The following is an 11,881-nucleotide window of genomic DNA, read 5'->3' on the forward strand; positions in this document are numbered from 1 at the left end:
CCCGGCGAGGCGCCCCGCTGGGAGGGGTCAACACTCCTCGCGGAGGGCCCGGGCGAGATCGTCCCTGATCTCGACGAGCGACCGAACCGCCATCTTCACGGTCTCCGTGTATCCGGCTTGTGGCATGTCGTCCGGGTGTACTCCGTAGGGAAGTCGCAGGGCTTTCCAGCGGTCGAGGACGAAACGTTCGACCGCCCGTGCCTGCCGGCCGAGGAGATCCACGCGGCTGTCCATCTCCCAGCCGCAAAGCAGGTGCTGTGTGAGGCGTTTGCCGCCAAGCTTCGCGATACCGATCTTGGCCGCGCCATGGACGGGATGGGTCATCAGATAGACCAGGGCATCGTCGTCGGCCTTGATTCCATAGGCTCCGCACGCCTCGCAGGCACCCGTCCCCGCGTGCTTGATGCTGTCGAGAAGCGCATGGATCTCCTGCTTGCACTTGTTGTTCAAGCATCTGGCATGCCAGCGCACCTTGATCCCCGGGTACGGCTCCAGCGGTTCGGCTCCCGCCCGGCGAAGCAGGTCTTCCGCCGCACTCGCGTTGATCGGACCGTTGCGGCGACACACATCGCAGCACTTCGGCTGTTCTTGGCCGATCGCCTTGATCACGCTCGACAGGGTGGGGGCGGTCACTCCGCCGCAGTTGCCGCACTCCGACTTCCAGGGCTGTCCGTTGGCCTGGTACGGGACCAGCGGCGTCAGGCCCCGCAGCGCCATCACCGCACGAGCTTGTGTCTCGGTCTTCTTCTGCGCCCCGCTGCAGGGGCGGCACGGCCCCTGTTTCGAGTTCGGGGAACAGAAGTTCCTGAAGAACGGCTCGCCGTACTCGCCGCATGTCTTGCAGTGCCCGGGCCACCTGTGCTCCGCGCCCGGGAACGGGACGGACGGTATCCACCCCCGGGATTGGGCCCTCGTCAAAGCAACCTCGGCACTCAGCGGGGCCGGCATGTGTTCCCTCGTTTGCACGGTAACGGCGTGGTCGCTGTGAGTCTCACACCCGCTACCGACACGGCACCCGACGCGAAATCGGGCAGGACCCGCAACGCGCCCACACGAGACAACGACGCGACGATCGATCACCACGTCTTCGGGTCCGAACAAGGCGCAACGGCGGGCGACGCGGGTCGTGGCGCAGCGGCGCAGGAGGGGCCGGCGAGGTGAGAGGAGATGGGCTGCGGGCCGGTGACGATTCCGGCGCGGCGGCGGGCGGTGGTGGAGACGGGCGTGGCGCGGCAGGGCGTCCGGGAGCCGCGTTTGGCGCTGTCGTGTGGCCGGTCGCGTCCCGAGGGTGCGGGTCGCCCCGTAGTCGCGGCATCTCGTCCGGCGGCGCCTCCCGCGTTGCTGTGCGCGCGGTGGGCGGAACGGTTCGAGGACATCGACCTACAGCGAGCTGGGGTCGCGTTTGTTGCCTTGGATTCGGAGCATGACCGAGGTTCGTGGTCGGGGGTCTCCCGCAGGGCCGGCGCGCTGCTCGGCGCCACGGTTGAACAGGCGTTCCACGTCGTCTGCGACGAGTCCAACAACCCGCCCGAGAGCGTTGCCGACGGCAGGCTTTTCGTGGATGTCGGTGTGGCCGTGATCCTGCAAACCCAACGGTCAACACATGATCAATCGACAAGATCTTTCAAAACAGCCGGGACGGAGCACCCACAGCCGGCACAACGCCACACAGCGCCATCGACAGGCCCGGCGCCGATCGACAACCCGACCCGAACATCGTGAGGAAAACCGGACAGGAAAACTCGACAGGAAACCGAGGAGGCACCGCAGGAACCACCGCACCCGCGGCGCCGGTTCGGCTCAACCGCCCCAGGACCCGCCGACCGGGCGTTCCAGACCTCACCCGCCGGGGCAGCCGTCGGAAAGGACGCGGATCAGGAACGACACGAACGGCCGCCGAGCACGGTTCCGACGCACGAACACACAGCCCTCCACAGGGAATTCTCAATCGCGTTGCGCAGCCCTCTCAAACCCTGCCACACCGCAGGTCAACCCACCCATCGCCGAAAGACACACCCACCATCACAAACCGAAATCCCAGGTCACCAAGCACACGCCAACATTCTCAATCGGTGCCGCACCCCACGTCAGAACACCGCACCCCGAACCCGCCACTGAGAAGACGCAGCCCGGGCCGCGGGCGTCGAGGGCGTCTTTCAGGTTCGGCCGGCTTCTGCCGGCCGAGCGGATCGCCGCGTTGGACAGGGCCAACTCTCCCCCAGTCCCGAACGGGACGATTCGCCGAGCCGCAGGGGCCCGTTGACTCGCCTGTGCCGTCGGTCAGCATGGTCCGGTGACAGACCGGGCAGGACCATCACCGTTACGGGCCATCGCCCTGCTCGCCGTCCTGGCGGGAACACTCGGCGTCTGCGGCTGCAGCAGCGACGACAGCGGCGACGCCGCCGCCCCGGGCGCATCCTCGGCCACGTCGGCGAGACCGCCGTCCTCCGTCGCGGCCGCCCCTGCGGCGCCTGCGTCCCCCACGCCTTCCTGTGTCCGGGGTGACAAGGACTGGCTGGACGGCGATCTGCGCGGGCGCAGCGTGAGCGGCTTCCTGCCCGTCGAGTTCGGCGGGCCGCCGAAGCTCTGTGAGCCCGTGAGCGTCCACGTCGACTATTTCGACGTCTCCTTCACCACCGTCCTGGAGGGGGCGAAGCTGAAGCAGGGCTACACGGTGAAGACGGTCGACCGGCAGCAGTTCACCGTCGACGGCTCGGCGCCGGTCAGGGCGAACCCGCCCGGCGGCGACGGTTCCACCTACTCGTGCACCGCGCGTCTGATGGTCGTGTCGCTCGGCAAGCAGGTGGAGCCCGGCGACATCGAGAACATCGGTTGGACGCAATACCGGGGGAGCGACGCCATGGGGAAGGTGGGGATCTCGTTCAAGGAGAACGCGAGTATCGTCCGATACGACCTGCAGACCCCGACCCGGGCGGTCTCCAACTGCTGATCCGGCCACCCTCGCATGGGGCACGAGCGGCCACCGGCCGGCTCGGCCGGCGACCGGAACGGGCCCAGGCCCAAGCGGACCCGGGAGCAGGCGTTCGAGATCGCGCTGAGTACGGCGGCGGCGTACCGGGCACGCGTGGGGAGCCTGGAAGTGCCGCGTGGGCACGTCGAGTCGGTCGTGGCGTTCGACGGGTGGCCCGAGGACGTGCGCTTGGGGGTGTGGATCACCACCACCAGGAACCGGCGGCCGAAGCTCCCGGCGGAGCGGATCGCCGCGTTGGACGCGCTCGGCATGCGGTGGTGAAGGTGTGAGGTTCGGTGTGTGAAGCTCGGTACGAGGCGTCGATCGGTATACGGTCGGCGCCTTGCCTTGTACGTGTCCGGGCGCGGCCACGCGGCGCTGCGACCGGGGGTCGTTCGGGCCTGCGGCCGCCGCGGCTTTCAAATCTCGGCCCAGGCCTGAGGTGCCTCGTCGAACGGCCCCGGCCCCTGCCCCGGCACCACCGGGGCAGGCCGGTGTCGAGGTCCCGGAACACCGCGCCGCGCCGCGGCGGCGCACGGACCGATCTTCTGCCCGGACACAAGAGAATCCATGAGGATTCCCGCGATACATCCGGCATTCCAGCCGAAATACGGAACCGCAGGTCACAGCGCCACAGGTCCTCGACCGGAACCGGACACTCAGCAATCCGCGCAGGTCAAACGACACTGCGGGGACAACACGGATCCGTCCAGCCGAACCCCGGGACCACAGCCCGGGCCCACAAAGAAATCCCGAGAACTCACACTGCCGAAACGATCGACCGTGTCGGCGACACACGGGTGCGTTCCCGGACGTGGCCGTGCTCCTCGCCGGGACCGGGGGACGATCGTGACGACCACCGCTCCCCGCAGACGCCCGAGCCGAAACCGAGTCGGCCCCACGCGAGGCCCGCCCGGTCGGCCTTGCACCTGTCCGGCGGAGGTCGACGACTTCCACCCCGCCTCTGACGGCCGAGCCCGGGCTGATAGGTCTCGGTCGGGCCCAGGACGCTCGCCCGCGCGGGGGGAATGCTCGTTTCCCGAGCCATTGCACGTATGCGCGGCTCTGAGCCGGGCTCGCCGACGTCGCGCCGCTCAGCCGCGTCGCCGCCGGCAGGCGATCGCACTCGGGAGCGGCGGCGAGTTGCTCGGACCGGCGGCGTTTGGGCTGCGCACGACTCGTTTCACCGTGTTCCACCCGCCCGCACGGATCGGGTACACGTCGCGCGCCGGAGACAGGCCTCGTTCCGCTTCCCTCGGGGCAAGGCGCACACGGCCCTGGAAGCGGTGCCCTGCCGCTCACCCCGGTGACGACACGCCAAGGACCAGTAGTTGTTCCGATGTGGAGAGTATTCGACCTAACGTAATGATCGTTATGTCTCGGGCCAAACCCTATCCGCCGATATCCCTCTCGAAAGGAAGGGCGGCGCGTGGAGTCGATTCCGAACGTCGGGCGCAGAGCCGCCCGGCGATCCGCATCTCTCGATCGGACGGAAACGTACGAGTTCGCCCGCACCGGGAATGTGGCGGCGGGCTTCGCGCCCTTGGCCGTGGCGAGCAACTGCCCACGCGATGTCGTGGAGTCCGGCCTGGCGCACGCCGGGCTGCTCCCGTACTTCACCGACATCGTGGTGCCCGACGCGATCCTGCGTCCCAAGCCCGACCCGGACGTCTACCTCGCGGCCGCGCGTGCCTGCGGTGCCCCGCCGTCCGCCTGCCTGGGGGTCGAGGATTCCTACTGCGGCATCCTGTCCGCCTCGCGCGCGGGCCTGCGGATCCTGGGCGTGGGGGCCAACCCACGCAGCGAGGAGCTGGCATTGGTCGACATGTGGGTACCCACGTTCGCGGACACCGCCCTCCTGGACTGGGCCGGCTCGCGGGAGGCGGTGGGCGAGACCTGCGCACGGGTCTGAGACCCGACCGGTCCTCGCGTCCGTGACAGGCACCTCCACAGGCGGCTAAGCCGACGACGAACCCTTCGACAGGACACACCACTTCCGCTGGGCCTCGACGGCATTGCCGAGACGTTCGCCGACGTGCGGGAGGGTCTCGTCGACGGCGACAGACCGCAGAACGTCTGTGGATCGACCGCCCACAGGCAGCGGTTCCGTCCGAGCGTTCGCCGTACGGGCTTGGGGCTCGTCGATGACCCGACCGTCGTCTCGGGCGTCCGGCGGCTTCGACATTGTCTCGGCTTCACCGCGCACCGGAACACGAGCACGTGCAGTTGGTGTTCGGCCACGGCATCGGTCAATGCCGGGCGGGTGCACCGGTGCGAATGTCGTTCCCGGCCTCGGCGGTGAGGCCTCCCCGGCTGCCCGCGCGGGGTGCGGCCCGGACCGCTCGAAGTCGTCGGACCGCGCGACGCGTTCGTGGCCGCGAGTGTCGCGCCGACGGGGTCGCCCGGAACATCAACACGGGGTCGCCCATGAATCGTCACGAACGCGGCTTCCCGGCGGTCCTTTTGCTCGCGGTCACCGTCGTGCCTCGGGGGCGGCGAGCACGAGAAGGGCGGATCGAGACCGGCCACCGCGGCGAGTCTTCGTACCACGACGACGGATTCGGGGTCGGGCTCGCCGGGCCGGTCAGTGCGTCGCCGCCGCAGCCGGGCAGGACGTCGATCGTTCGCCGGTCTCCGAGTCGGTCGGGACGGTCATGTGGCGTTGGCGGCGCTCGAGCGAAGTCGTCGACGCCCGGGACTCGCAGCGGTGGAGGCGGAAGCCGCGGCAGCACGCACAGCGTGGTCAACCGCGCTATCGCAGCGCTCACCAAGGAGGCATCGCAGTGCGGATCGCAATAGTGGGTGAACCCCGCCGCATCCGGCCGGTCGAAGGCCACCGCAAGCGAGGTGGCGGCAGCGCGCCGACCGCCCTTCGCGGCTCACCGGTTGCTCCGTTGTGGGCCGGCACACAACGCCCAGATGATGGCGATGTCGACGGCGATCACGACGATCGACCACAGCGGATAGTGCGGCAGCCAGACGAAGTTCGCGAGCATGCTCAGCCCCGCCAGGAGCACGCCGAGGAAGCGGGCCCAGAGGGCATTGGTGAACAGGGCCAGGCCCGCGAGGAAGATGACGATGCCCAGGATCAGGTGGATCCAGCCCCAGCCGGTGGTGCTCCACGAGAAGGAGTAGTTGCGCGTCTGGACGATGACATCGTCCTTCGCGATGGCGGCGATTCCCTGGAAGACCGCCAAGACGCCGCCGACGGTCATGAGCACCGCGGCGAACGTGGTCCAACCCGACGAGCGAGTGGTCGGGTGCGTGTGCGTGGCCATGTGAAAGCCTCCTTGCCGAGGCAACCTTGGGTGGAAGTCCCCTCCTCCCACACTGACCTCTCCGGTGAGTTGCTGCGACTGCAGCCTCCCGGATCGTCCCGCGACCGGGAACAAACCCGCGACGCGGGGAAGCCGGCGTCCGGACCGGGCCCGGCATCGAGGTTCCCCTGAGATGCACCCGCAGGCAGGCGGGCCTAGCGTCGAACGGGAGACCCGGTGAGCCCGGCGCCGGCGTGGCGCCCGGCAACCACGAGATCCGCGAGGAAACCGATCATGACCACATCGCAGGACACACCCGTCCTGGACACCCTGGCCGCCATGACCCTGGACTCCCTGGAGCGCTGTGGCCTGGCTCCCGACACCCTGATCCTCACCCGCGTCGCCGCGCTCGTCGCCATGGACGCCCCCGCGCTGTCGTATGTGGCGCACTTCAAGGCAGGCGCGGAAGCCGAGTTGACACCGGAGCAGATCCAGGACGTCCTCGTCGCCATCGCGCCCGTCGTCGGCACCGCACGAGTCATGGCCGCGGCCACCCACATCGCCGAGGCTCTCGGCATCGAGATCGCCGCCGCCATGCCGGCACCCGAGGGGTGACGCACCACGGGCCGACACCCGGCGAATCCCTCCCGGCCGGTCGACGAAGATACGGCGGCACGGAAGGCTCGGGCCATCCGCACTTCACACGGTTCGCGCACGAAGTGGTGGCTGTGCCGGGTGTGCGAAACGGGCCGCGAAGCCTGCCGAGGCACCACACGAGCGGACCCGGACCGCCGCGGCACCATCCCGCCGCAACCGGGTGGCCGGTCGTGTGCTCGCTCCGCCGGTCGGTAATTGGCGACATGCCGAATATCTGCCGGGACCGGCGACACCCATGAACACGGGAAGCTCGACCGGTTTGTCTCCCCCGTATCAATGCGCGGTTGCCATCGGGTGTTCAACCCGATGGGGAGGGCGTGCGTCAAAAGTGCGCCGACGAGCGCGGTGGCGTGCCGCCTCGCTGTGGTGGCCTCGTCCTCTCGCACGGCGGCACGTCGCACCGCCTCGCCGCCCGCCGCGGGGACGACGCCCGCCGGCGTGCGGGACACGTCGGCGGGTGGTTGGTCGCGCCGGCGATCCGGCACGGCCGGCGGCGCTTGGGCAGGACCGGCGGCGCGGGAGCAGTTCGCCGTGCGGGCAAACGTCCTGGCTGGACCGGGCCGCATCGACCATGCTCTGAGCGTCGGTCCTCGGGCGCGGCATTCGTCAACTCAGGACGACGATCCCGACATCGGCATATGTAAAACCGGTTCCGTATCCATACGCGGTGAACGAGCACGGATGCGGCGCGGTTGCGGGTCATGCGAATGTCCGCAGCCCTCGTCCGCCTGTGCGCTCCGGGCATTGCCAGGTAGGCCCCGGGCCCCGTGGTTCGCTCAGTCGTCGGCGTCGAGCAGCCAACGCAGTTCGATCTCGAGCCAGTGGCTTTCCGTCCGCCAGGTGTCCAGAGCGGTCACCAGCCGGCGACTCAAAGCATCGACTGTCAGGGTGCGCCAGGAACAGCATCCGAGAAACTCGAGGAGCACTTCGATTCGCTCGTCATGCCGCGTCACGGGCATCGTCCCGGTCGCCACGTGACCGTCGACGGCCGCGAGCGCGCGACGGCTCACCATTTCGGGGGTAAGTCTGCGCCACCCGTAGGGACCGAGAGTCTGTATGACCGCGCGCACCCGCACATCGTCCAGGGAAGCCTGCCGCACCTTACGAAACTCTCCCTCGTTGGACACCCCAGGGCAGAATTTTCGCACCCTATGCCGGACTCGGCGTCGGCTGCCATGACCCGAATCACAACCGTGCGGCTCGGCCGTCGCCGGGGTGGCGTTGTCAGGACCGCGCCCGTGAGCGCAGCGCGTTTCGGCCTTCCGCGTGCAGTCGGACCGAGCGCAGGACATGCCATTGTATGAGCTTGACGAGGGGGCGGCTCGCCCACAGCAGCGGGGCGGCGGGCGCGGCGGCTTGGGCGGCGAGGGTCCAGACGAGACGGGAGCCGCCCAGAGCGGGTTCGATGACCCAGTCCTCCGCCACGCGGCGCAGGCCGGGGATGGAGGCGCCCACGGCACTGAAGGTGTAGCGCTTGTTCTCCTCCCATCGGAAGAACCGCTCACGTACGGTGAGCAGCCGCAGCAGCGTGACCTCTCGAGTCGCGCCCAGGCCGGACGGCGGGTCGGGGTGCCAGGTGAGAGCGGTGAACGCCAGAGTCCATTCGACCAGCGCATCGCCGGTGATGATCTCCCAGATGCGTGCAGGCGGCGCATCGACGTCAACGGAGTGCACGCACCGGAAAGGCGCGGACTTCAAAAAGACGTCTCCGCTTTCGTTAAGTGGATGCCAGTGTCCAAGCATGAAAGGCAACCTCCGCACGCCGAACGCGTGTAAATTGCTGCATCCCCGATCCGTCCCCTCCGGCGGCTCGGTTGGGAATCATTGGGATTTCCTCGGAATGAGGGCCGGTCAGAAGCGCCACCCAAGCGACCGCCGGCGCTGCCACGTCAATCCGGTTCGGGGCCCTTGCACGGGCGTGAACTCGTCGTCGACGGGCTGGTGGCCCTGCGCAACTGCCCGGGTCGGGCGCCAGGGCGCGGTCCATTGCCCAGCCGCCTCTCCGGCCGCGGCATGTTGAACGCATTGGGAATTACCCGGAATAACGTGCCGGAAACACGCTGCATGCCCCAGTGGCATCTGCTTCCGACAGCACCTACGATGAATATCGTGCGATGCGCACGGAAGGGGTGGCGCCCGAAACTCCCGCAATGGTGGGTTGCGCACCCGAATATGCTGTGCGTCATCTCGCGGCACCGTGTCACTCGAGCGAAGCGCGGGGCCTCATTCCACCACACGTATTTCCGCGGGCGTTTCATGGTCTCCGCGATACCCGGAGCCCTTTCGTCAATGCCCTCGGGTGCGTGCTGGGCGGGCACGGTACGCCTGACCGACTCCGTCGGCCATCTCATGACGTCCCTCCGCCTGCCAGAGCGGCGTACACGCATGGGATCGATGAGAAGGAGGACGGGCGCGATGCCTGTTAACGAGTACAAGTCGGGCAGTACGTTTCCCGGAGTGATCGGGCGGACGACCGAGGAGTCCAGCCCGGCGTGGCCGGAGCCGGTGCGCGCCGTACCGGGAGCGCCGAACGTGTTGTTCATCGTTCTGGACGACACCGGGTACGGGCAGTTCGGCTGCTACGGCAGCCCGATACGGACCCCGAACCTGGACAAGCTCGCCGGCGGCGGCCTGCTGTACAACAACATGCACACCACGGCCCTGTGTTCGCCGTCCCGGTCGTGCATCATGACCGGCCGCAATCATCATGCCAACGGCTTGGCGGCGGTCACGGAGATGGCCACCGGTTATCCCGGCTACAACGGCAACATCCCCTTCGAGAACGGTTTCCTGTCGGAGATGCTGCTGCAACACGGATACAACACGTACATGCTCGGCAAGTGGCACCTGATGCCCTCGGAGCAGGAGTCGCCGGCAGGGCCGTACGACCGTTGGCCGCTGGGGCGCGGCTTCGAGCGGTTCTACGGGTTCCTCGGCGGCGACACCAACCAGTGGTATCCGGACCTGGTCTACGACAACCACCAGATCGACCCCCCTGCTTCACCGGAACAGGGCTACCACTTGACCATGGACATGGCGGACAAGGCGATGGCGTTCATCGCCGACTCCAAGCAAGTCGCCCCCGACAAGCCGTTCTTCATGAACTTCTCCACCGGCGCCACCCACGCCCCGCACCACGTGCCGAAGGAATGGGCCGACCGCTACCGCGGGCAGTTCGACGACGGCTGGGACGCGTACCGGGAGAAGACCTTCGCCAACCAAAAGCAGCTCGGTGTGGCACCGCCGGATGCCGAGCTTTCCCGGCACGACCCGGACGTGCCGCAATGGGACTCCCTCACACCCGAAAGCCGGCGCCTGGCAGCACGCATGATGGAGGTCTACGCGGGCTTCCTGTCCCACACCGACCACCAGATCGGCCGCCTGATCGACTTCCTCGCCGAGACCGGTGAACTCGACAACACACTGATCATGGTCGTCTCCGACAACGGCGCCAGTCCGGAGGGCGGCGTCACCGGCACCGCCAACGAGTCGCAGTTCTTCAACAACGCGCCCGAGCCGATCGAGGACAGCCTCAAGGCGATCGACGACCTCGGTGGCCCCACGACGTTCAACCATTACCCGTGGGGCTGGACCTGGGCGGGCAACACTCCCTTCCGGCGCTGGAAGAGGGAGACCTACCGAGGCGGCGCGAGCGACCCGTTCCTGGTGCACTGGCCGCGCGGAATCAAGGCACGGGGAGAGGTGCGCACCCAGTACGCCCACCTCATCGACATGGTCCCGACCGTGCTGGACATCCTCGGGGTCGAGCCACCCGAGACCATCAGGGGCGTCACCCAATCACCGCTCCACGGCGTCAGCTTCGCCCACACCTTCGACGACGCGTCCGCGGCCGGTCGCCACCGGACCCAGTACTTCGAGATGCTGGGCCACCGCGCCATCGACCACGACGGATGGCGCGCGGTGTGCCCGTGGCCCGGTCCCTCGTTCACGGAGTCGGACCAGCCGTTCGGCACCCCCATCACCTCCGAGATGCTCTCCGCGCTGGACGCCCACAACTGGGAGCTCTACCACGTCGAGGAGGATTTCGCCGAGACCCGCGACATCGCCGCCGACCACCGCGACAAGCTGGTCGAGATGATCTCGCTGTGGTACGTGGAGGCGGGGAAGTACGGCGTGCTGCCCATCGACAGCAGCACCCTCGCGCGAATGATGGTCGAACGCCCCCAGATCACCAGAGCCCGCGAATCCTTCACCTTCCGGCCCGGCACCCAGACCCTCCCGGCGTCGGTCTCCCCCCGGGTGCTCAACCGCCCCCACAGCATCACCGCCGACGTGGAGATCCCCGCCGACGGCGCCGAAGGCGTGCTGATGAGCCAGGGCACCAGCGCCGGCGGCTGGGCCCTCTACCTCAAGGACGGCAGGCTGCACTACACGCACAACTACGTCCGCCGCACGTGGGACACCGTCACCTCCGAGGACCCGGTACCCGAAGGCCACCACGAGCTGCGGTTCGAATTCGAGCCGACCGGCAAGCCCGACCTGGCCGCCGGCAAGGGCACGCCGTGCCGCGCCCAGCTGTACATCGACCGCCGACTCGTCGGCGCCAAGGACTTTCCGGTCACCACACCGATCATGTTCAACCCCGGCGGCCTCACCTGCGGAGCCAACCCCGGACCGCCGGTGACCCCCGAATACACCTCACCCTTCCGCTTCACCGGCACGCTGCACACCGTGACCATCGACGTGTCCGGCGAGCTCATCACCGACGCGGAGAGCGAGATGCGCATGCATCTGGCCCGCCAGTAGACCGGCCGACTCGGTCCCCACATCGTCGGTTGGTCCGCGATCGACCGACCGCGGCGCGGGGCGGAACGCCACCTCACCGACGGCGGTGAGGTGGCGAGGCCACCCCCGGCCGAGGCCTCCGCCCCAGGCACGACGTGCCCGCTCTCGTCCGCGACCTCACCCCTGCTCGGTCTTCCGGCCCCGAGGATGGTGGCGGTGCCCCGTACGGCGAGGTCGCGGCCTGAGGCTG

9 protein-coding genes are annotated in these 11,881 nt (G+C 68.6%); 5 read left to right on the forward strand and 4 right to left on the reverse strand.

Features of this window, described 5'->3' with window-relative positions; all coding sequences use genetic code 11:
• Positions 1–27 precede the first annotated feature (27 nt).
• Positions 28–720 carry a hypothetical protein gene (locus tag OG928_RS00275; protein WP_406277279.1) on the reverse strand — a complete coding sequence of 231 codons (693 nt, stop codon included), beginning with the start codon at positions 718–720 and terminating at the stop codon, positions 28–30.
• A gap of 1,573 nt (positions 721–2,293) precedes the next feature.
• Between OG928_RS00275 and OG928_RS00280 the strand changes: the two genes are divergently transcribed.
• From OG928_RS00280 to OG928_RS00290, 3 genes are all read left to right on the forward strand, one after another.
• A complete protein-coding gene (locus OG928_RS00280; RefSeq protein ID WP_406277282.1) occupies positions 2,294–2,950 on the forward strand; it encodes a hypothetical protein in 657 nt (218 codons plus the stop codon).
• Positions 2,951–2,965: 15 nt separating this feature from the next.
• Positions 2,966–3,253 (forward strand): helicase associated domain-containing protein, encoded by a 288-nt coding sequence (locus tag OG928_RS00285; protein WP_406277285.1) that lies wholly within the window; start codon positions 2,966–2,968, stop codon positions 3,251–3,253.
• 1,147 nt (positions 3,254–4,400) lie between these two features.
• A complete protein-coding gene (locus OG928_RS00290; RefSeq protein WP_406277288.1) occupies positions 4,401–4,883 on the forward strand; it encodes an HAD family hydrolase in 483 nt (160 codons plus the stop codon).
• A gap of 967 nt (positions 4,884–5,850) precedes the next feature.
• Here the strand turns inward: OG928_RS00290 and OG928_RS00295 are convergent.
• Positions 5,851–6,249 (reverse strand): hypothetical protein, encoded by a 399-nt coding sequence (locus OG928_RS00295; protein ID WP_406277291.1) that lies wholly within the window; start codon positions 6,247–6,249, stop codon positions 5,851–5,853.
• A 273-nt stretch (positions 6,250–6,522) separates the two neighbouring features.
• Here OG928_RS00295 and OG928_RS00300 point away from each other — a divergent pair, with 273 nt between their 5' ends.
• Complete coding sequence (locus OG928_RS00300) at positions 6,523–6,843, forward strand: carboxymuconolactone decarboxylase family protein (RefSeq protein WP_406277294.1); 321 nt, start codon at positions 6,523–6,525, stop codon at positions 6,841–6,843.
• 818 nt (positions 6,844–7,661) lie between these two features.
• On the opposite strand, the gene OG928_RS00305 is transcribed toward OG928_RS00300, so the two are convergent.
• Together OG928_RS00305 and OG928_RS00310 are read right to left on the reverse strand one after the other, a co-directional pair.
• Positions 7,662–8,012 carry a hypothetical protein gene (locus tag OG928_RS00305; RefSeq protein WP_406277297.1) on the reverse strand — a complete coding sequence of 117 codons (351 nt, stop codon included), beginning with the start codon at positions 8,010–8,012 and terminating at the stop codon, positions 7,662–7,664.
• A 97-nt stretch (positions 8,013–8,109) separates the two neighbouring features.
• Positions 8,110–8,559 (reverse strand): SRPBCC family protein, encoded by a 450-nt coding sequence (locus tag OG928_RS00310; RefSeq protein WP_406277300.1) that lies wholly within the window; start codon positions 8,557–8,559, stop codon positions 8,110–8,112.
• A gap of 741 nt (positions 8,560–9,300) precedes the next feature.
• Between OG928_RS00310 and OG928_RS00315 the strand changes: the two genes are divergently transcribed.
• Positions 9,301–11,652 carry an arylsulfatase gene (locus OG928_RS00315; protein WP_406277303.1) on the forward strand — a complete coding sequence of 784 codons (2,352 nt, stop codon included), beginning with the start codon at positions 9,301–9,303 and terminating at the stop codon, positions 11,650–11,652.
• Positions 11,653–11,881: the final 229 nt, after the last annotated feature.

The organism is Embleya sp. NBC_00896, from assembly GCF_045207785.1.
Lineage (GTDB): Bacteria > Actinomycetota > Actinomycetes > Streptomycetales > Streptomycetaceae > Embleya.

Excerpts from the sequence above, each read along its gene's own strand:
- OG928_RS00285 (WP_406277285.1), top strand. The coding sequence starts at position 2,966 with ATGGGGCACGAGCGGCCACCGGCCGGCTCGGCCGGCGACCGGAACGGG.
- OG928_RS00295 (WP_406277291.1), bottom strand. The coding sequence starts at position 6,249 with ATGGCCACGCACACGCACCCGACCACTCGCTCGTCGGGTTGGACCACG.
- OG928_RS00300 (WP_406277294.1), top strand. The coding sequence starts at position 6,523 with ATGACCACATCGCAGGACACACCCGTCCTGGACACCCTGGCCGCCATG.
- OG928_RS00315 (WP_406277303.1), top strand. The coding sequence starts at position 9,301 with ATGCCTGTTAACGAGTACAAGTCGGGCAGTACGTTTCCCGGAGTGATC.